The sequence below is a fragment of the Burkholderia pulmonis genome (assembly GCF_984667975.1).
In genome coordinates this window covers 1,674,180-1,695,835 of sequence record NZ_OZ480186.1, presented here as the reverse complement: position 1 = coordinate 1,695,835, position 21,656 = coordinate 1,674,180, and the positions used below count along the sequence as shown (strand labels likewise).

Annotated in this window: 14 protein-coding genes; 4 read left to right on the top strand and 10 right to left on the bottom strand. The window is 64.7% G+C overall.

Annotated elements, in window-relative coordinates:
- Positions 1 to 72: 72 nt before the first annotated feature.
- The 3 genes from odhB to typA form a co-directional block, all read right to left on the bottom strand.
- Positions 73 to 1,347: a 2-oxoglutarate dehydrogenase complex dihydrolipoyllysine-residue succinyltransferase gene (gene odhB / locus AC5LXK_RS07870; protein WP_493391063.1), complete on the bottom strand. Its 1,275-nt coding sequence runs from the start codon at positions 1,345 to 1,347 to the stop codon at positions 73 to 75.
- A 135-nt stretch (positions 1,348 to 1,482) separates the two neighbouring features.
- A complete protein-coding gene (locus AC5LXK_RS07865) occupies positions 1,483 to 4,347 on the bottom strand; it encodes a 2-oxoglutarate dehydrogenase E1 component (protein ID WP_493391062.1) in 2,865 nt (954 codons plus the stop codon).
- 316 nt (positions 4,348 to 4,663) lie between these two features.
- Complete coding sequence (typA, locus tag AC5LXK_RS07860; protein ID WP_493391061.1) at positions 4,664 to 6,490, bottom strand: translational GTPase TypA; 1,827 nt, start codon at positions 6,488 to 6,490, stop codon at positions 4,664 to 4,666.
- A 328-nt stretch (positions 6,491 to 6,818) separates the two neighbouring features.
- Between typA and AC5LXK_RS07855 the strand changes: the two genes are divergently transcribed.
- The 4 genes from AC5LXK_RS07855 to AC5LXK_RS07840 all read left to right on the top strand — a co-directional run bounded on the left by AC5LXK_RS07855 (position 6,819) and on the right by AC5LXK_RS07840 (position 11,758).
- Positions 6,819 to 7,310, top strand: coding sequence for a MarR family winged helix-turn-helix transcriptional regulator (locus AC5LXK_RS07855; protein WP_493391060.1), 492 nt, complete (start codon positions 6,819 to 6,821; stop codon positions 7,308 to 7,310).
- A gap of 87 nt (positions 7,311 to 7,397) precedes the next feature.
- A complete protein-coding gene (locus AC5LXK_RS07850) occupies positions 7,398 to 8,903 on the top strand; it encodes an efflux transporter outer membrane subunit (protein ID WP_493391059.1) in 1,506 nt (501 codons plus the stop codon).
- Between the two features lie 52 nt (positions 8,904 to 8,955).
- A complete protein-coding gene (locus AC5LXK_RS07845; RefSeq protein ID WP_493391058.1) occupies positions 8,956 to 10,170 on the top strand; it encodes an HlyD family secretion protein in 1,215 nt (404 codons plus the stop codon).
- A 28-nt stretch (positions 10,171 to 10,198) separates the two neighbouring features.
- Positions 10,199 to 11,758 (top strand): DHA2 family efflux MFS transporter permease subunit, encoded by a 1,560-nt coding sequence (locus AC5LXK_RS07840; RefSeq protein ID WP_493391057.1) that lies wholly within the window; start codon positions 10,199 to 10,201, stop codon positions 11,756 to 11,758.
- Positions 11,759 to 11,865: 107 nt separating this feature from the next.
- On the opposite strand, the gene truB is transcribed toward AC5LXK_RS07840, so the two are convergent.
- The 7 genes from truB to scpB form a co-directional block, all read right to left on the bottom strand.
- Positions 11,866 to 12,798: a tRNA pseudouridine(55) synthase TruB gene (gene truB / locus AC5LXK_RS07835; protein WP_493391056.1), complete on the bottom strand. Its 933-nt coding sequence runs from the start codon at positions 12,796 to 12,798 to the stop codon at positions 11,866 to 11,868.
- 13 nt (positions 12,799 to 12,811) lie between these two features.
- Entirely contained in the window at positions 12,812 to 13,210 is a 399-nt protein-coding gene (gene rbfA / locus AC5LXK_RS07830) for a 30S ribosome-binding factor RbfA (RefSeq protein ID WP_011545262.1), read from the bottom strand.
- 114 nt (positions 13,211 to 13,324) lie between these two features.
- Entirely contained in the window at positions 13,325 to 16,243 is a 2,919-nt protein-coding gene (infB, locus tag AC5LXK_RS07825; RefSeq protein ID WP_493391055.1) for a translation initiation factor IF-2, read from the bottom strand.
- Positions 16,244 to 16,334: 91 nt separating this feature from the next.
- Positions 16,335 to 17,810 (bottom strand): transcription termination factor NusA, encoded by a 1,476-nt coding sequence (gene nusA / locus AC5LXK_RS07820; RefSeq protein WP_175014806.1) that lies wholly within the window; start codon positions 17,808 to 17,810, stop codon positions 16,335 to 16,337.
- Complete coding sequence (gene rimP, locus AC5LXK_RS07815; protein ID WP_006476167.1) at positions 17,810 to 18,268, bottom strand: ribosome maturation factor RimP; 459 nt, start codon at positions 18,266 to 18,268, stop codon at positions 17,810 to 17,812. Before rimP ends, nusA begins: the two co-directional genes overlap by 1 nt.
- Positions 18,269 to 18,673: 405 nt before the next feature.
- Positions 18,674 to 20,470 carry a 23S rRNA pseudouridine(2605) synthase RluB gene (rluB, locus tag AC5LXK_RS07810; protein WP_493391054.1) on the bottom strand — a complete coding sequence of 599 codons (1,797 nt, stop codon included), beginning with the start codon at positions 20,468 to 20,470 and terminating at the stop codon, positions 18,674 to 18,676.
- A gap of 60 nt (positions 20,471 to 20,530) precedes the next feature.
- Entirely contained in the window at positions 20,531 to 21,565 is a 1,035-nt protein-coding gene (scpB, locus tag AC5LXK_RS07805) for an SMC-Scp complex subunit ScpB (RefSeq protein WP_493391053.1), read from the bottom strand.
- Positions 21,566 to 21,656: the final 91 nt, after the last annotated feature.

Here is a 21,656-nt window from a genome sequence, read left to right as displayed (position 1 = left end):
TTCTACTTGTACGCCCGCAGGCTCGCGCGTGAGCGCGAACCTGCGGAACGGGTCAATGCAGTGAGACTCGGCTTACAGGTCGAGCAGCAGGCGTGCCGGATCTTCCAGCGCATCCTTCATCGCGACGAGCGACAGCACGGCTTCGCGGCCGTCGATGATGCGGTGGTCGTACGACAGCGCCAGATAGTTGATCGGACGGATCACGATCTGGCCGTTTTCGACGACCGGACGCTCCTTCGTCGCGTGCACGCCGAGGATTGCCGACTGCGGCGGGTTGATGATCGGGGTCGACAGCATCGAGCCGAACACGCCGCCGTTCGAGATCGAGAACGTACCGCCCGTCATTTCCTCGATCGACAGCTTGCCGTCCTTCGCCTTCTGACCGAACTCGGCGATCTTCTTTTCGATCTCCGCGAGGCTCAGCTGATCCGCGTTGCGCAGGATCGGCACCACGAGGCCGCGCGGCGAGCCGACAGCGATACCGATGTCGAAGTAGCCGTGGTAGACGATGTCGTTACCGTCGATCGACGCGTTCACGAGCGGGAACTTCTTCAGCGCGTGGACGGCCGCCTTCACGAAGAACGACATGAAGCCGAGCTTCACGCCGTGTTCCTTCTCGAACTTGTCCTTGTACTTCGAGCGCAGGTCCATGACCGGCTGCATGTTGACTTCGTTGAACGTCGTCAGGATCGCGTTGGTCTGCTGCGATTCGAGCAGACGCTCGGCGATACGCGCACGCAGGCGCGACATCGGCACGCGCTGTTCCGGACGATCGTTGAGCCACGTCGTTGCCGACGCCGGCACCTTCACTTCCGGCAGCGCCGGCTTCGCAGCGGCGGTCTTTGCCGGTGCGGCGGCCGGAGCAGCCTTCGGTGCGCTGCCTGCGGCCAGCGCGTCGCCCTTCGTGACGCGGCCGTCGCGGCCCGAACCTGCGACGTCGCCCGCCGACAGGCCCTTCTCGGCCAGCAGCTTCGATGCAGCCGGCGATGCAGTCGCCGACGATGCCGTTGCAGCGGCCGTTTGCGCTGCCGGTGCGGCCGCAACGGGTGCGGCTGCCGGCTTGACTTCTGCGGCGCCTGCAGCCGCTTCGGCTGCACCTGCCTTCGCTTCGGTGTCGATCGTCGCGATCAGCTGATCGGCAACCACCGTGTCACCGTCGTTCTGCAGCACCTGCGCGAGCACGCCCGCTGCCGGCGCCGGCACTTCGAGGACGACCTTGTCGGTCTCGAGTTCGATCAGAATTTCGTCCTGCGCAACTGCTTCGCCCGGCTTCTTCTTCCACTGCAGCATGGTGGCTTCCGAAACCGACTCCGAAAGCTGGGGGACTTTGACTTCTACGATAGCCATGTGATTTTCCTGGATGCTTAATCTGGGTAATGACGAGGTTCGTGCGATTCCTTCGGCCGGTGCGGCGCGCAACGCGCCCGACGGGCCATAAGGGACGGGAAAGCGCCGCGCGCCTTCCCGTTTCGCTTCCGTCGGTTATTTCGCGATCGATGCGCTCTTCAGGCGGCCGAAAGCACCTTCGATCAGGGCCTTCTGCTGCTCGTAGTGCTTCGCGTAGTAGCCAACCGCCGGCGAGGCCGAAGCCGGACGGCCGCTGTATGCCAGCTTCTGCCCGTCCTTCATGCCTTCCTTCAGATGGTGCTCGACGTAGAACCAGGGGCCCTGGTTCTGCGGCTCGTCCTGCACCCAGACCACTTCAGTCGCGTTCTCGTACTTCTTCATTTCGGCTTCGAACTGCTTGTGCGCGAACGGATACAGCTGCTCGATACGGATGATCGCGACGTCGTTCGCCTTCGCTTCGCGACGGTGCGCGACGAGGTCGTAGTACACGCGGCCCGAGCAGGCCAGCACGCGCTTGACCTTCTTCGGATCGATGCCGCCGTCGGTTTCGCCCAGCACCGGCTGGAACGAACCCTTCGCGAGTTCCGACAGGTCCGACACGGCTTCCTTGTGGCGCAGCAGCGACTTCGGCGTCGCGACGATCAGCGGCTTGCGGAACAGGCGGATCATCTGGCGACGCAGCAGGTGGAAAATCTGCGCCGGCGTCGTCGGCTGAACGACCTGCATGTTGTGATCTGCACACAGCTGCAGGAAACGCTCGATACGCGTCGACGAGTGTTCCGGACCCTGGCCTTCATAGCCGTGCGGCAGCAGCATCGTGAGGCCCGACACGCGGCCCCACTTCACTTCGCCAGACGAGATGAACTGGTCGATCACGACCTGCGCACCGTTGACGAAGTCGCCGAACTGGGCTTCCCACAGCACGAGCGTGTTCGGCTCGGCAGTCGAGTAACCGTATTCGAAGCCCAGCACTGCCTCTTCCGACAGCACCGAGTCGATCACCGTGAACTTCGCCTGACCTTCGGCGATGTTCTGCAGCGGCACGTACGTGCCGTCGTTCCAGCGCTCGCGGTTCTGGTCGTGCAGCACCGCATGACGGTGCGTGAACGTGCCGCGGCCCGAATCCTGGCCCGTCAGGCGCACCGAGTAGCCCGATGCGACGAGCGACGCGAATGCGAGGTGTTCGCCCATGCCCCAGTCGAGCGGCTGGTCGCCACGCGCCATGTTGCGGCGATCGTTGATCACGCGCTCGACGAGCGGGTGAACCTTGAAGTTTTCCGGAACCGTCGTGATGCGTTCACCGAGGCGCTTCAGTTCGGCGAGCGGCACGGCCGTATCGGCTGCGTCCGTCCACTTGCGGTTCAGGAACGGAACCCAGTCGACCGCGTACTTGCTCTTGTAGTTCGACAAGACCGGATCGACGGTGTGGTGGCCGTCGTCCATCGCCTTGCGGTACGCCTTCATGTAGTTGTCGGTGTCTTCCGCGGTGATCACGCCCTGCTGCACGAGCTTCTCGGCGTACAGCGCACGGGTGCCCGGGTGCTGCGCGATCTTCTTGTACATCAGCGGCTGCGTGACAGCCGGCGTGTCCTGCTCGTTGTGACCCAGCTTGCGGAAGCAGACGATGTCGATCACGACATCCTTGTGGAACTGCATCCGGTAGTCGATCGCGATCTGGACCGCGAGCACGACGGCTTCCGGATCGTCGCCGTTCACGTGCAGCACCGGCGCTTCGATCATCTTGACGACGTCGGTACAGTACAGCGTCGAGCGCGCATCGCGCGGGTCGGACGTCGTGAAGCCGATCTGGTTGTTGATGACGATGTGCAGCGTGCCGTGCGTGCCGTAACCGCGCGTCTGCGCGAGGTTCAGCGTTTCCATCACGACGCCCTGGCCCGCGAAGGCCGCGTCGCCGTGGATCTGCACCGGCAGCACCTGCAGGCCGTCTTCGTCGCCGCGACGGTCCATCCGCGCCTTCGCGGAACCTTCGACCACCGGGTTCACGATTTCGAGGTGCGACGGGTTGAACGCGAGCGACAGGTGAACCGGGCCGCCTTCCGTCGACACGTCCGACGAGAAGCCCTTGTGGTACTTCACGTCACCGGCCGGCAGGTCGTCGACGTGCTTGCCTTCGAATTCGGCGAACAGGTCGGCCGGCATCTTGCCCAGCGTGTTGACCAGCACGTTCAGGCGGCCGCGGTGAGCCATGCCGATGATGATTTCCTGCACGCCGGACTTGCCCGAGTGCTGGACGACTTCGTCCATCGCCGCGATGAAGCTTTCGCCGCCTTCGAGCGAGAAGCGCTTCTGGCCGACGTACTTGGTGTGCAGATAGCGCTCGAGGCCTTCCGCGGCCGTCAGGCGATTCAGGATGTGCTTCTTCTCGTCGGCCGAGAAGGCCGGCGTCGCGCGCGTCGATTCAAGACGCTCCTGCCACCAGCGCTTCTGTTCCGGATCGCTGATGTACATGTACTCAGCGCCGATCGTGCCGCAGTACGTGTCGCGCAGACCCTTGACGATGTCGCGCAGCGAAGCCTGGTCGAAACCGAAGTACAGGTTGCTTGCGCTGTACGTCTGGTCGAGGTCGCCTTCGGAGAAATCGTAGAACGCGGGTTCGAGTTCGGGGATGGCCGGACGTTCGCGACGCTTCAGGGGATCGAGATTGGCCCATTGGGAGCCGAGGAAGCGGTAGGCGCTGATGAGCGACTGAACGTGGACCTGCTTGCGCGCGGTTGCCAGGTTGCTGCCGCTTTCGCGCGGGATGAAGGCATTGGCCTTCGCGCGCTCGGCGAACGATTCGACGATCGGGAAGTGAGCGACGTCATTGGCGTTCGAGCCGTCCGTTGCAGGTACGTTCTGCAGCGCGTCGAAATACTCTCGCCAGTTCTCCGGCACCGACGCCGGATTGTTGAGATATGCATCGTACAGTTCTTCAACGTACGAAGCATTGCCGCCGAACAGATAGGAGTTCAGCTGAAACTGCTTCATTACATCTGACATTTTACGCTCACCTTTCTTCGAGCTTCTCGAGAAATAGCGGGTTACTCAACCTTCCGCGACACGGCCTGACCGTTTAGCGGATTGCGAATCAAGTCTTGCTTGGAAGGACCTAAAACTTGCGTGCGCGCAGCATATCACAGAACCGATACCGGAGTTCACGGTGAAATGTGCCTGAAAGCACCGTGCGACGGGGTTTTGCCGGATTGCCGCGTCCCTCGGGAACAGTGTTTTGCAGGCAATCCGGTTGCACTGCGCGCAGATGCGGAAAAGGCCGCCCGAAGGCAGCCTTTTCCGTGTGCAGCGAACGGTCGAAAGCTTAGTCGACCGCGCCTTCGCGGCTCGCGCGACGACGCTCGTGCTCCTTCAGGAAGCGCTTGCGCAGGCGGATCGACTGCGGCGTCACTTCGACGAGCTCGTCGTCGTCGATGAATTCGACCGCGTATTCCAGCGACATCTGGACCGGCGGCACGAGACGCACGGCTTCGTCGGTACCCGACGCACGCACGTTGGTCAGCTGCTTGCCCTTGATCGGGTTCACGACGAGGTCGTTGTCACGGCTGTGGATGCCGATGATCATGCCCTCATACAGCGCGTCGCCCGGCTTCACGAACATGCGGCCGCGATCCTGCAGCTTCCACAGTGCGTAGGCCACCGCTGCGCCATCGTCCTGCGAGATCAGCACGCCGTTGCGACGCTCGAAGACCGAGCCGTCCTTGACCGGTGCGTACGAATCGAAGATGTGGCTCATCAGGCCCGTGCCGCGCGTGAGCGTCAGGAATTCGCTCTGGAAGCCGATCAGGCCGCGTGCCGAGATCTTGTATTCCAGACGCGTACGGCCGCGGCCGTCCGACGCCATGTCGAGCATTTCGCCCTTGCGGCGGCCCAGCTCTTCCATCACGCCGCCCTGGTGTTCGTCTTCGAGGTCGACGGTCAGCAGCTCGAACGGCTCGTGGCGCACGCCGTCGATTTCCTGCATCACGACGCGCGGACGCGACACGGCCAGCTCGTAGCCTTCGCGGCGCATGTTCTCGACGAGAATCGTCAGGTGCAGTTCGCCGCGGCCCGACACTTCGAACACCGTTTCGTCGCCCGTGTCCTTCACGCGCAACGCGACGTTGTGGTTCAGTTCCTTCATCAGGCGGTCGCGGATCTGGCGGCTCGTCACGAACTTGCCTTCGCGGCCCGCGAGCGGCGACGAGTTGACGAGGAAGTTCATCGTCAGCGTCGGTTCGTCGACGGTGATCATCGGCAGCGCATCCGGCGTATCGATCGCGCAGATCGTCGCGCCGATGCCGACGTCTTCAATACCGTTGATCAGCACGATGTCGCCCGCTTCGGCCGACTCGACCTGCACGCGCTCGAGGCCCTTGAACGACAGCACCTGGTTGATCTTGCGGTTCAGCACATCGCCTTCCGGGCCGAAGCGCATCACGACCGGCTGGCCCGGCTTGATGCGGCCGCGCGTGATGCGGCCGACGCCGATCCGGCCGACGTACGTCGAATAGTCGAGCGACGTGATCTGGAGCTGCAGCGGCGCTTCCGGATCGGCCGGGCGAACCGGCACGTGCTCGAGGATCGCCTCGAACAGCGGGCGCATGTCGCCGTCGCGCGCAGCCGGGTCGAGCGACGCGTAGCCGTTCAGGCCCGACGCGTAGACGATCGGGAAGTCGAGCTGCTCTTCGGTCGCGCCGAGCTTGTCGAACAGGTCGAAGGTCTGGTTGATCACCCAGTCGATACGCGCGCCCGGGCGGTCGATCTTGTTGACGACGACGATCGGCTTCAGGCCGAGCGCCAGCGCCTTCTTCGTGACGAAGCGCGTCTGCGGCATCGGGCCTTCGACCGCGTCGACCAGCAGCAACACCGAGTCGACCATCGACAGCACGCGCTCGACTTCACCGCCGAAGTCCGCGTGCCCGGGGGTGTCGACGATGTTGACGTGCGTGCCTTCGTATTCGACCGCGCAGTTCTTCGCGAGAATCGTGATCCCGCGTTCCTTTTCGATGTCGTTCGAGTCCATCACACGCTCGGCGACTTGCTGGTTGTCGCGGAAGGTGCCGGACTGGCGAAGCAGTTGGTCGACGAGCGTCGTCTTGCCGTGGTCGACGTGAGCGATGATGGCGATATTGCGAAGGGCGCGGGTCATAGAAACCTGGAAATCGTTTGAACGCGCAAACGCGCCCGCTCGTTTTCACGGGCGCGCGCTGTTGCAGCTTGGAAAGCCACAAATTATAGCACGTGAGAATGTCGAGAGCTGACGGACACGGTGCAACGCAGCAAAACAGGCCGCCCCGCCCTCTCCCCAAAACAGGCAAACAGCTTGCACCCGCCGCCGCCGGCCGACCGAAAAACCTTATCAACACAAGGGATTCTCGAAGGACGAAGCACGCCTTTTGCCGTTCGATTAACATTTGCCGCGGCAAGCAATTGTACCTATAATGCTGCCTAGTCAACTATTGCAGCTTCAGGGGTTTATGTCGGATTCTCCTACCCAACCGCCCGTTTCATCGCTATCTACGTATCAGATGAACGACAGCGTCGGTTATCTGATGTCGCGCGTGAAGTCGGTGATGACCAACCTCGTCACGCAACGCACGCAGGAAGAGCTCGGCATCACGGGCACGCAGGCGAGCATGCTGTTCATGATCGCGGTCGGCAAGTGCTCGACGGCCGCCGAACTCGCGCGCGAATACGGGATCGACGCAAGTGCGGTCACGCGCCTGCTCGACCGGGTCGAGAAACGCGGCCTGCTGTCCCGCGTCCGCAGCATCGAGGACCGGCGCGTCGTGCGCCTCGAACTCACCGACGAAGGTCGCGCGCTGGCCGAACGGCTGCCGCCGATTTTCCGCAGCGTGCTCGACCAGGTGCTGGACGGGTTTACGCCGGAAGAGGTCGGGTTCCTGAAGAGCATGCTGCGCCGCATTCTCAGCAACTATTGCGAGACGGCCGGCGCCAGCATCACGTAATAGTTGCCATAACAATTACTTTTGACAGATTAATGTAAGGAAATCCTTGCAGTGTCCATCATTCATTCCGAGTCAGGGGTTAGCGCGATGAAATCCTCCCCGTTGTCCGTGCGCGCCGGGTCGTGCCGCGCCGCCGTCGCCGCCGTCGCCGCCGCGGTCGCCGCACTGGCGCTGGCGGGTTGCGCGAACTACATCGGCATCAAGAGCGACAAGCAGATCGCCCCCGCTTCGCAGCTCGAATCCGCCCAGAGCCTGCCGGCCCAGGGCGGCCAGTGGCCGGCGCTCGACTGGGCCAGCCAGTTCGGCGATCCGCAGTTGCCGAAACTGATCGACGAGGCCCTGCAGGGCAGTCCGACGATCGCGCAGGCGCAGGCGCGCATCGCGAAGGCATCGTCGTACATCGAATCGTCGCGCTCGAACCTGATGCCGAAGGCCGAAGCCAGCTATTCGTGGACACGCGAGCTGTATTCGTCGAATGCGCTGTTCCCGCCCCCGTACGGCGGCCAGTGGTACAGCGAAAACAACGCGCTCGCGAGCGCGTCGTGGGAACTCGACCTGTGGGGCAAGAACCGCGAACGCCTTCACACGGCCGTATCGCAGGAAAAAGCGGCCGAAGCCGATATGCAACAGGCGCGCATCACGCTCGCGTCGTCGGTCGCACGTACCTATAACTCGCTCTCGCAGCTCTATGCGCTGCGCGACATCGCGCAACGCGAGATCGCCAACCGCGAGACGGTCGGCAAGATCACCGACGGCCGCGTGTCGGCCGGCCTCGACACCAACGTCGAACGCCAGACGGCTCGCGGCAACATCGCGACGACCCAGGCTTCGCTGTCGGACCTCGACGGCCAGATCACGACGGTGCGCTACCAGCTCGCCGCGCTGCTCGGCAAGGGCCCGGATCGCGGGCTGCAGATCGCGGCACCCGTGATGAATCCGAGCGGCAATGTCGCGCTGCCCGGCAATCTGCCGGCCGATCTCGTGTCGCGCCGCCCCGACATCGTCGCCGCGCGCTGGCAGGTTGAAGCCGCCATGCACGACGTGAAGGAAGCGAAGGCCGAGTTCTACCCGGACGTGAACCTCGCGGCCGGTTTCGGCTTCGATGCGTTCGGCTGGGGCAAATTCCTGAATTTCGCAAGCCGCCAGGCACAGCTCGGCCCGGCGATCCATCTGCCGATCTTCGACGCCGGCGCGCTGCGCGCCCAGCTCAAGGGTCGCTACGCGGACTTCGACCTGTCGGTCGCGAACTACAACCAGACGCTGATCAACGCGCTGAACGACGTCGCGACGCAGGTCGCGTCGATCCGTGCAGTCGACCGCCAGATGGGCGATGCGCAACGCGCGCTCGACGCATCGACGCGCGCGTACGATCTCGCCGTGATTCGTTACAAGGCCGGCCTGTCGCCGCAACTGCAGGTGCTGACGGCGGACAGCAACCGCCTCGCATCGGAGCAGACGGTGACGAACCTGAAGATGCGCCGGCGCGACATGCAGCTTGCGCTGATCAAGGCGCTCGGCGGCGGGTTCGATGCGACCGGTACGCCGCTCGCCGCGCCCGATGCCGACAAGCCGACCAAACAGGCCGCCAACTGATCCGGCACCACCACTACGCAGACACTCGAAATAACGGACGGAGAAAATCGCCATGAGCGACCAACAAAACGCCGCCAGCGCGCAGCCGCAGAACAACGGCAAGCGCAAACGAATGATGACGCTGCTCGTCGCGGTCATCGTGATCGCGGCCATCGCGTACGGCCTGTACTACTTCCTCGTCGCCCGCTTCCATGAAGACACCGACGATGCGTACGTGAACGGCAACGTCGTGCAGATCACGCCGCAGGTCACCGGCACCGTGATTGCCGTGAAGGCGGACGATACGCAGACGGTCAAGGCGGGCGACCCGCTGGTCGTGCTCGACCCGGCCGATTCGCAGGTCGCGCTGCAACAGGCGGAAGCCAATCTCGCGCAGACGGTGCGCCAGGTGCGCGGCCTGTTCGTCAACGACGACCAGTACCGTGCGCAAGTCGCGCTGCGCCAGTCCGACCTGTCGAAGGCCCAGGACGACCTGCGCCGCCGCATGGCCGTCGCGCAAACGGGCGCCGTGTCGCAGGAAGAAATCTCGCACGCACGTGATGCCGTGAAGGCCGCGCAGGCCTCCGTCGATGCCGCGCAGCAGCAGCTCGCATCGAATCGCGCGCTGACCGCGAACACGACGATCGCATCGCACCCGAACGTGCTGGCCGCCGCCGCCAAGGTTCGCGACGCCTACCTCGCGAACGCGCGTAACGTGCTGCCGGCGCCGGTCACCGGCTACGTCGCGAAGCGCTCGGTGCAGGTCGGCCAGCGCGTGTCGCCCGGCAACCCGCTGATGTCGGTGGTGCCGCTGAACGCCGTGTGGGTCGACGCGAACTTCAAGGAAGTCCAGCTGAAGCACATGCGCATCGGCCAGCCGGTCGAGATGACGGCCGACATCTACGGCTCGTCGGTCACGTACCACGGCAAGGTCGTCGGCTTCTCGGCCGGCACGGGCTCGGCGTTCTCGCTGCTGCCGGCACAGAACGCGACCGGCAACTGGATCAAGGTCGTGCAGCGCCTGCCGGTGCGGATCGAACTCGATCCGAAGGATCTCGACAAGCATCCGCTGCGCATCGGCCTGTCGATGCAGGTCGACGTGGACATCAAGGACGAACGCGGCGACCAACTCGTCAACGCGCCGAACACCGTCTACGAGACCAACGTGTTCGCGAAGTACGGCGACGAGGCCGACGCCGAAATCGCGCGCATCATCGCCGAGAATGCGGGCGGCAACGCAACGGCGCCGGTCGCGGCAAAGCAGAACAGCGCCGCGAAAATGATGTAACCGTTCCGACTCCGGAAAGACAACCGACATGGCACAGGCTCCTGCCTCCTACCCGCCCTTGCAGGGCGGGCAACTCGTCCTCGGGACGATCGCGGTATCGCTCGCGGTGTTCATGAACGTGCTCGACACGTCCATCGCGAACGTCGCGATCCCGACCATCTCGGGCGACCTCGGCGTGTCGTCCGACCAGGGCACGTGGGTCATTACGTCGTTCGCGGTCGCGAACGCGATCTCGGTGCCGCTGACGGGCTGGCTGACCGACCGTTTCGGGCAGGTTCGCCTGTTCCTGGCATCGATCATCCTGTTCGTCATCTCGTCGTGGATGTGCGGCCTCGCGCCGACCCTGCCGTTCCTGCTCGCGTCGCGCGTGCTGCAGGGCGCGGTCGCGGGCCCGATGATTCCGCTGTCGCAATCGCTGCTGCTGTCGAGCTACCCGCGCGCGAAGGCGCCGATGGCGCTCGCGCTGTGGTCGATGACGACGCTGATCGCGCCGGTCGCGGGCCCGATTCTCGGCGGCTGGATTTCGGACAACTACTCGTGGCCGTGGATCTTCTACGTGAACATCCCGGTCGGCATCGCCGCCGCGCTCGCCACGTGGTCGATCTATCGCACGCGTGAATCGACGGTGCGCCGCGCGCCGATCGACGGCGTCGGCCTCGCGCTGCTCGTGTTGTGGGTCGGCTCGCTGCAGATCATGCTCGACAAGGGCAAGGATCTCGACTGGTTCTCGTCGACGACGATCGTCGCGCTTGCGCTGATCGCGATCATCTCGTTCGCGTTCTTCGTGATCTGGGAGCTGACCGCCGAGCACCCCGTCGTCGACCTGTCGCTGTTCCGCATGCGCAATTTCACGGGCGGCACGGTCGCACTGGCAGTCGGTTACGGGCTCTACTTCGGCAACCTCGTGCTGCTGCCGCTGTGGCTGCAGACCCAGATCGGCTACACGGCGACCGACGCCGGCCTCGTGATGGCGCCGGTCGGGCTGTTCGCGATCCTGCTGTCGCCGCTGACCGGCAAGTTCCTGCCCCGCACCGATCCGCGCTACATCGCGACCGCCGCCTTCCTGACGTTCGCACTGTGCTTCTGGATGCGCTCGCGCTACACGACGGGTGTCGACGAATGGTCGCTGACGTTGCCGACGCTCGTGCAGGGCATCGCGATGGCCGGCTTCTTCATCCCGCTCGTGTCGATCACGTTGTCCGGCCTGCCCGGCCACCGCATTCCCGCGGCGTCCGGCCTGTCGAATTTCGTGCGGATCATGTGCGGCGGCATCGGCACGTCGATCTTCCAGACCGCGTGGGATCACCGCAACAACTTCCACCACGCGCAACTGGTCGAGCAGACGAACGTGTACAACCCGACGTTCAACCAGGCCGTCACGCAGATGGGCAACCTCGGGCTGACACAGGATCAGGCGCACGGACTCATCAACAACCTGGCGACGCAACAGGCCGCACAGCTCGGCGTAAACGATCTGTTCTACATCTCCGCGGCGATCTTCGTGCTGCTGATTGCGCTGATCTGGATCACGAAACCCGAACGTGCGGGCGGTGGCGATGCCGGTGCGGCGGCGTCGGCGGCGCACTGACCTCAACCCGGCACCGCGTCACTGCGCCATCGCGCGCCAAACAAAAAGCCCGGTCGAAATCGACCGGGCTTTTTTTCGGACAACATTCACTCGCGTGCGCTACCGCGTCATTGCGCCGTCACGACGAGCCGCTCCGGTGCAAGCACGCCATTTGTCTTGCGTGCCACGCCGAGCAGCCGCGCGGCGTCGTACACGCGCACGCGCTCGCCGTCGGCTGCCTCGATCGGTTCGAGCTCCGACAGCGGCAGGCGCTGGCCATGCAGGAACCGCTTCGCGGACGCGTCGTCGAGACGAACGGACGGAAACGTCGACAGCAGCGCATCGACCGGCTGGAGCCACGCATCGCGCGCGGATTCGGCCGCATCCGACAGCGCGTCGAGCGTCACCGCGTGTTCGAGCGTCAGCGCACCGACGCCCGTGCGACGCAGCATCGTCAGATGCGCGCCGCAACCCAGCGTCTCGCCGATATCCTCCGCCAGCGTGCGCACATACGTGCCCTTGCTGCAGGTCACGCGAAACGTCACGTCGGGCAGCTCGCAGGCGAGCAGCTCAAGCACATGGATCTTCACGTTGCGGCCTTCCCGCTCGACGGTCTGGCCCGCACGCGCATATTCGTACAGCGGTTTGCCGTCGCGCTTGAGCGCCGAATACATCGGCGGCACCTGCACGATTTCGCCGGTGAAGCGCACGAGTGCGGCTTCCACCGCCGCACGGTCACACTCGACGGGCCGCGTGTCGATCACCTCGCCTTCCGCATCGCCGGTAGCCGTGCGCAGGCCAAGACGCATCGTCGCTTCGTAGGTCTTGTCGGCCTCGAGCAAATCCTGCGAAAACTTGGTCGCCTCGCCGAAACACAGCGGCAACAGGCCCGAAGCCAGCGGATCGAGCGTGCCGGTGTGACCGGCTTTCTTCGCGAGCAGCAGGCGCTTCGCGCGAATCAGCGCATCGTTGCTCGACAGGCCGACCGGCTTGTCGAGCAGGAGGACGCCGTCCAGCATGCGCCGGGGCACACGCGGGCGTTGGGGTGCTGCATTCGTCATAGGCCGGTCGAGCTCAGTCGTCCTTGGCCGGCGTATCGGCCTCGTCGTCGTCCTTCGCGCGCGTCGAGTTCGCTTCCTTGATCAGGCGCGACATTTCGACGGCCTTCTCGATCGTCTGGTCGTAATGGAAATGCAGCGTCGGCACCGTATGAATGTGCAGCCGCTTGAACAGCAGGTTATGCAGGTGACCCGACGCATGGTTCAGCGCCTCCTGCGTCTTTTCCGGATCGCCGGTGAGCGCCGTGAAGTAGACCTTCGCGTGCGCATAGTCCGGCGTGAGCTCCACGCTCTGGATGGTCACGATGCCGATACGCGGGTCTTTGACCTCGCGCATGATGAGTTCGGACAGATCGCGCTGAATCTGGTCAGCAATCTGGACGTTGCGATTGGGGGAAGTACGTTTCCTGGACATGATCGATCCGTGATCCGTTTATCAGGATAAAGCGGCGGCCATGATTGGCACGCCACCATGAAAATGGGCGGGACAGGCCCAAGCCTGCCCCGCCCATGAGCCGATGCGCGACGATTACAGCGTACGCGCGACTTCGGTCACTTCGAAGACTTCGAACTGGTCGCCTTCGACGATGTCGTTGAAGTTCTTCACCGACATACCGCACTCGAAGCCTTGCTTCACTTCCTTCACGTCGTCCTTGAAGCGCTTCAGCGATTCGAGTTCGCCCGTGAAGATCACGACGTTGTTGCGCAGCACGCGCACCGACGACGAGCGCTTGACGATACCGTCGGTCACCATACAGCCGGCGACTGCACCGATCTTCGGCACCTTGAAGACCTGACGCACTTCGACCATACCGGTGATGACTTCGCGCTTCTCCGGTGCCAGCATGCCCGACATCGCCGCCTTCACTTCATCCACTGCGTCATAGATGATGTTGTAGTAACGGATGTCGATGCCGTTCGACTCGGCCAGCTTGCGCGCCTGTGCATCTGCACGCGTGTTGAAGCCGATGATGACCGCCTTCGATGCCGTCGCGAGGTTGACGTCGTTTTCGCTGATGCCACCCACCGCGCTGTGCACGATCTGCACGCGCACTTCGTCGGTCGACAGCTTGAGCAGCGACTGCACGAGTGCTTCCTGCGAACCCTGCACGTCTGCCTTGATGATGAGCGGCAGGTTCTGCACTTCGCCTTCGCCCATCTGCTCGAGCATGCTTTCCAGCTTCGCGGCCTGCTGCTTCGCAAGCTTGACGTCGCGGAACTTGCCCTGACGGAACAGTGCGATTTCACGCGCCTTGCGCTCGTCCGGCAGCACGATCACTTCTTCGCCCGCACCCGGCACTTCCGACAGACCCTGGATTTCGACCGGGATCGACGGGCCGGCTTCCTTCGTCGGCTTGCCGTTCTCGTCGAGCATCGCGCGAACACGGCCGTAAGCGGTACCGGCCAGCACGATGTCGCCGCGGTTCAGCGTACCGGACTGCACGAGGATCGTCGCGACCGGGCCTTTACCCTTGTCGAGCTTCGCTTCGATCACGATGCCCTTGGCCGGCGCTTCGACCGGTGCCTTCAGTTCCAGCACTTCGGCTTGCAGCAGCACGTTCTCGAGCAGATCGTCGATACCCGCGCCCGTCTTCGCCGAAACCGGCACGAACGGCGAATCGCCGCCGTACTCTTCCGGCACGACGCCTTCCGCGACCAGTTCCTGCTTGACGCGATCGAGGTTCGCGTCCGGCTTGTCGATCTTGTTGATCGCGACGACGATCGGCACACCACCCGCCTTCGCGTGGGCAATGGCTTCCTTCGTCTGCGGCATCACGCCGTCGTCGGCTGCCACCACCAGCACCACGATGTCGGTCGCCTTCGCGCCGCGTGCACGCATTGCCGTGAACGCTTCGTGACCCGGCGTATCGAGGAACGTGATGACGCCACGCGGCGTGTCGACGTGATAAGCGCCGATGTGCTGCGTAATGCCGCCCGCTTCGCCAGCGGCAACCTTCGCGCGGCGGATGTGGTCGAGCAGCGAGGTCTTGCCGTGGTCGACGTGACCCATGACCGTGACGACCGGCGGACGCGGCAGCTGCTCCGCATCGGTACCCGTTTCGCCTTCGACGAGCAGTGCTTCCGGATCGTCCAGCTTCGCGGCAACCGCGCGGTGGCCCAGTTCCTCGACGATGATCATCGCCGTTTCCTGGTCCAGCACCTGGTTGATCGTGACCATCTGGCCCATCTTCATCATCACCTTGATGACTTCGGAGGCCTTGATCGACATCTTGTGCGCGAGATCGGCAACCGACACGGTTTCCGGCACGTGCACTTCGCGGACGATCGGTTCGGTCGGCGCCTGGAACGTCGAGCTGTCCTGGTGACGGCCGCGACCCTTCGGGCCGCCACGCCAGCCGCGGTCGACGCCGCCGCTCGAGTCGCCGCGCGTCTTGATGCCGCGACGCTTCGATGCGTCGTCCTGCCAGCCGCCCTTGCCTGCGCCCGGCTTCTTGTTACGGTCGCCCGCACCTGCCGGTGCCTGCGTCGTTGCCGGTGCGGCCGCGCCTGCCGGCTTCTTCACGGCCGGACGCGCCTGTGCACCCTCCGGCTTCGCCGGCTTGTGCAGCGTGCCCTTCGCTTCGGCCGGCTTCGGCGGCTCGACCGGCTTCGGCGGCTCGACTGCCTTGACCACGGCCTTGCGCGGCGTATTCATCATTTCGCGGATCGCGCGTGCTTCGGCTTCTGCCGCCGCGCGACGCTTGCTGATCTCTTCCTGCTCGGCGCGCGCCTTGTCGGCCGCCTCGCGGGCAGCGTCCTCGGCCTTCTTCGCCGCTTCGCGCTGCGCCGCACGTTCGGCGGCCGCGCGTGCTTCGTCCTCTGCGGACCGCGCACTCGTCGCTTCCTGCTCGGCTGCGGCGGCCTGCTGCGCTGCCGCCTGCTGCTGCGCTGCAGCGGCTTCGACAACGGCACGCTTCGTCGCGGCTTCTTCCTCGGCGCGACGGCGCTCGGCTTCAGCCGCTTCCTCGCGGGCACGGCGTTCGGCTTCCTCGCGCTCCAGGCGTTCCTGGCGCTCGCGCAGTTCCTGCGCCTGCTTCTCGAGCAGCTCGGCCTCGCGGCGCGCCTCTTCCTCGCGACGCATCAGTTCTGCATCGTCGTCCGCTTCGGCGACCTGCGCCTGACCCTGTTCCGCACCCTCGCTCACGTCGTCGCGCTTGACGAACGTACGCTTCTTGCGGACCTCGACCTGAATGGTGCGAGCCTTGCCCGTCGCGTCAGATTGCTTGATCTCCGACGTATGCTTGCGGGTCAGCGTGATCTTGCGCTTGTCGCCGTCGGTTGCGCCGTGCGACTTGCGCAAATGATCGAGCAGACGCGCCTTGTCCGCTTCGGACAGCGCATCGTCTTCACTCGCTTTCTGGACGCCCGCTGCCTGCAGCTGTTCGAGCAGCACACCAGCAGGCATTTTCAGTTCCGCGGCAAATTGGGCTACGTTGTTACTCGCCATTCATTCCTCTTAGTGCAAGGACCGATTCCTTGCGGTTAGCATCGGGTCAGGCCATACGGCCGCCATCAAATCAGTGCGCCATGGTCATTTCTCACTGGAACCAATGTTCACGTGCTTTCATGATCAACGCCTTAGCGGCATCCTCTTCCATCCCGGTCATGTCGACCAGTTCATCCACAGCCAGCTCGGCGAGATCGTCTCGCGTCTGCATGCCGTGTTCGGCCAGTTTCGCGAGCAGCTCCGGCGTGATGCCGTCGAGGCTCTTGAGATCCAGCGCTGCGTTCTCGACCTTTTCTTCGTTCGCGATGGCCATCGTCAACAGTGCGTCGCGTGCGCGGTTGCGCAGCTCGTGCACGGTATCCTCGTCGAACGCTTCGATTTCGAGCATTTCATTGAGCGGCACGTAGGCGATCTCTTCGAGGCTCGTGAAGCCTTCGTCGATCAGGATGTCGGCAACTTCTTCGTCGACATCGAGACGCGCCATGAACAGTGCACGCAGCCGGTCGCGCTCTTCACCCTGCTTCAGGGCGGATTCGTCCGGCGTCATGATGTTGATTTGCCAGCCGGTCAGCTCGCCTGCGAGGCGAACGTTCTGACCACTGCGGCCGATCGCGACAGCCAGTTCGTTCTCGTCGACGACGACGTCCATCGAATGCTTTTCTTCATCGACGACGATCGACTGGACAGCTGCCGGCGCGAGCGCGCCGATCACGAACTGGGCGGGATCCTCCGACCATAGCACGATGTCGATGTTTTCGCCACCGAGCTCGTTGCGAACGGCCTGCACGCGGGAACCGCGGATGCCGACGCAGGTGCCGATCGGATCGATCCGCTTGTCGTATGCGATGACGCCGATCTTCGCGCGCACGCCCGGGTCGCGGGCGGCCGCCTTGATCTCGAGCAGGCCCTGCTCGATTTCCGGCACTTCCATCTCGAACAGCTTCATCAGGAATTCGGGGGCCGTGCGCGACAGCTCGATCTGCGGGCCGCGCGCGGTGCGGTCGACCTTCGCGATGTACGCACGCACACGGTCGCCCACGCGCAGGTTTTCCTTCGGGATCAGCTGATCGCGGCGCAGCAGCGCCTCGACACGGCCCGATTCGACGATGAAGTTGCCCTTGTCGAGGCGCTTCACCGTACCCGTCATGATCTTTTCGCCACGCTCGAGGTAGTCGTTCAGGATCTGCTCGCGCTCTGCGTCGCGCACCTTCTGCAGGATCACCTGCTTCGCGGCCTGCGCGCCGATGCGGCCGAACTCGATCGACGGAACGGGTTCCTCGACATACTCACCGACTTCGACGTCGGGATTCTGGTCACGTGCTTCGAACAGCAGGATCTCGCGATCCGGCTCCTGCAAGCCTGCCTCGTCGGGCACGACGAGCCAGCGACGGAAGGTTTCGTGCTCGCCGCTTTCGCGATCGATATGGACGCGGATTTCGGCGCCTTCGTCGAACAGCTTCTTGGAAGCGGACGCGAGCGCAGCCTCGAGGGCGCCCAGCACCACATCCTTGTCGACGTTTTTCTCGCGCGCCAGCGCATCCACCAGCATCAACACTTCGCGACTCATTATTTGCGGCTCCTAAAGTCAACTTGCGGAATCAGGCGGGCTTTATCGATATCGGCCAGCGTGAAATCCAGCATGGCTGCCTCGCCCTTCTTCCCCTCAAATTCCAAACCGATCGTTTCGCCATTCGGCGCGTGCAGAATGCCCCGGTACGTCTTGCGCCCGTCCAGCGGCTTTTTCAAGGTCACGGAAACTTCGCTGCCGGCGAAGCGCTCGAAGTCGGCCAGCTTCTTCAACGGGCGGTCGAGCCCCGGGGACGAGACTTCGAGCCGTTCGTAATCGATATTTTCGACCGTCAAGACGTGCTGGAGCTGACGCGTAACCTTTTCGCAATCTTCGAGCGAGATGCCGGCAGGCTGATCGATATAGATGCAAAGCATGCCGCGCCCGGTGCGCTCGAGTTCCACCAGCTCGTAGCCGAGCCCGGTGACCGTGGTTTCTATCAGTTCCGTCAGTTGCACTGTGTCCTCTCAGGTGTTCGCGCCCGCCGCTCGCGATTCACCCGCGGGCGCGCGCCTTAGCCGGCGCAGGAAGCGCTACCCGAGATGCCTAACCGTTTCAGCAAAAAAAAATGGGCGGAACGCCCATCTTCTTACTGGTGGTCGCACCTGAGCCGCACATTGAATCCGTACGCCCAGCGACTCCGCGATTATAGCGATTTTTGGCGCAAACGCCAAGCCAGCCGGTAAAAGCAGCGCATCGACCACCTTTACGGACCGAAAATGCGAAATCGACTGCCCGATCAAGCGGTGCAAGCCTGCCGCACCGGAGATCGGCCATGTCGCGGCACGCGACATATAGACAATCGAAAATCGCCAACGCAATGCGACGCGCCGGCGGCCTTGCGCCGCCGCGCGTCAATCCGCTCAGCGGCCACGCGTGCGGCTGCGCTGCGGACGCTGGCCGCCGCGCGCACCGCCGCCGTTGCCGGCACCTTCGGTACGATTGCCGTTCGGATTGCGATTGCCGCCGCCCTTGCTGCCGCCACGCTTGCCGCCCGCGCCCGCACCCTTGGGGCCGGCGCCGTACGACGCTCGATTGCCGTCGACATCGCGGCCGCCGCCACCCGCGCGATTGCCATCGCGACCGCCACCGCCACCCGCACGATTGCCGTCGCGACCACCACCGCCACCGGCGCGGTTGCCATCACGGCCACCGCCCGTACGGTTGCCGTAGCCCGACGGCGCAACCGGCAGGCTGCCGTAGCCGCTCAGGCCCGGCATGCCCGGCGCGCCGCGCCGGCCACCACCGCGACGCGGCTGGTCGAGTTGCCCGTGCGTCGTCAGCACCGGCTCGCGGTTGATGAAGCCCATCGACGTCTCCATCGGATCGGGCTGGCGGCGTTCGGCCTGGCCCACACCGCCGCGCTTGCCCTTCTCTTCGGACGGCGCCTTCAGGCCGACGGTCGCCATCAGCTTGCGCACTTCCGCGTCGTCAAGCTCTTCCCAACGACCACGCTTCAGGCCGCGCGGCAGCGGAATCGGGCCGTGACGCGTGCGGATCAGCCGGCTCACCATCAGGCCGACCGCCTCGAACATCCGGCGCACTTCGCGGTTGCGGCCTTCGGCCAGCGCGACGTGATACCAGTGATTCGTACCTTCGCCGCCGCCATCGCGGATGCGCAGGAAATTCGCCGGGCCGTCGTCAAGCTCGACGCCGTGCAGCAGCTTCTGCCGCATGCCTTCGGCCAGTTCGCCGACGACGCGCACCGCATACTCGCGCTCGACGCTGTAGCGCGGATGCATGAAGCGGTTCGCGAGGTCGCCCGAAGTCGTCAGCATCAGCAGACCTTCGGTGTTGAAGTCGAGACGACCCACTGCAAGCCATTTCGCCGTCTTCATCGGCGGCAGCCGATCGAACACCGAGGGACGGCCCTCCGGATCCGCATGACTGACGATCTCGCCCGTCGGCTTGTGATACAGCAGCACGCGCGGCGGCTTGTTCGGCAGCTTGCGCTTGACCGGCTTGCCGTTGATCCGCACCTGGTCGGTCGGCATGATCCGCTGGCCGATGTGCGCCGGCTCGCCGTTCACCGACACGCGGCCGGCGACGATCAGCTCTTCCATTTCGCGGCGCGAGCCCATGCCCGCTTCCGCCAGCACCTTGTGGAGTTTCGGCGCGTCGTCGTCCGGCGACAGCACACGCTTGTTCGCCGGCTGGCTGCGGCCACGGCGCAGCATCGGCGCACGCACGCCGCTACCACCCGCCGAGTTGTCCGCGTCAAATGCGGGCGACGTCACGTAGGCGAACAGTTCGTCCTCGGACGCCTCGCCCTCCGCCTTCGCCGGGCCGCTTTCAGCCTTCGATGCACCGCGACGGCCCTGGCCGCCCTGGGCATCCCTGGCACCCTTGGCCGCCCCTTCGCGCTTGCCGGCCGGCTTGCGGGCGCCCTTGGCCGCGCCTTCCTTGCGCGGCGCGCGCGCGGGTTGCGCGTCGGCAGCCTCCGCCGGTTGCGCGTCCGCGCCCTCGGCACCCGGCTGCTCGCCTTCGGCGCCCTTCGACTTGGCCGCCGCGCGACGCCGCGCGATCAGGCTGCGCGGGCCGCGCCGCAGGCCGCGGCGGGGACGCTCGTCGCCACCCGAAGCATCCTGCTCCGGTGCATCGTCTGCACGCGCTGCCTGCACGGCAGGCGCGGACGATTCAATATCGTGGATATCTGTCAAAACAACCTCAAAATGTCAGGTCTCGCGCCCGGCGCGGGCGCGGCAAGAAGTTGGCCGCGATCAGGCGCGACGCTGTTCGGGTTCTGCTTCGTCGTCCGGCAGCGCGTCGGCACCGATGGGTGCACTGGCGCTTCGTACGGCATCCGCGAGACTGTCGGACGTGTCGTCCAGCATCTCGTCGTCCGCGGGACGGGAACGGGAGACGTCGGCCTGGCCAGCCTCGCCGGGCGTGTCGCCGGCCGCTTCCGCTCCGTCTCCGGCAGCCGCTTCGGCGGCCGGCTTGCGATCTTCCTCGCTCCAATCCGCGCGCAGCGGCTCGGGCTGTACACCGGTCGGCACTGCTTCGGCACCGACCTGTTCCGTTTGTTCCGCTTGCCCGCGATCAGCATCGAGCGTATCGCGGCTCGGGATTTCCTGCGTCGACGCAACGTCGGCCGCGGGATCGCCCGGCAATTCGACCGGCTGGCCAGCGGACATTTCATCCGCCAGCGCCTGCGGCACATCGCCCGCCGCTTCGTCGGCAGCCGGCATGTCGTCGAAATCCATGGCCTGCTGCGCCAGCAGCGCAGCCTCGATGTTCGCGGCCGGCTCCTCGAGCGCCGGCAGGTCGTCGAGCGCCTTCAGGCCGAGATCGTCGAGAAACTGCTTGGTCGTCGCATACAGCGCCGGACGCCCCGGCACATCGCGATGACCGATCACCTCGATCCAGCCACGATCCTCGAGTTGCTTGACCACCTGCGTATTGACCGTGACGCCGCGAATCTCTTCGATGTCGCCGCGCGTGACGGGCTGCCGATACGCGATGATCGCGAGCGTTTCGAGCACCGCGCGCGAATATTTCGGCGGCTTCTCGGGATGCAGGCGATCGAGATAATGACGCATCGCCGGCTTGCTCTGAAAGCGCCACCCGGTCGCCAGCGCCACCAGTTCGACACCGCGATCGGACCAATCCTGTTTCAGATCTTCGAGCAACGTGCGGACCGTGTCAGCCGACACGCCGTCGGCAAAGAGCTTGCGCAAATCGCCGAGCTTCAGCGGTTCCTGCGCGCAGATCAAAGCAGTCTCGAGGACGATCTTCGCCTCTTGGGTATTCATGCAGCTAGGCCAGACCCTGTGGTCAAACGAACCGGATCAACAAACAGACGAAAGGAACGGAAGACGCGCTCGCCCGATTCTGATCGGTCAT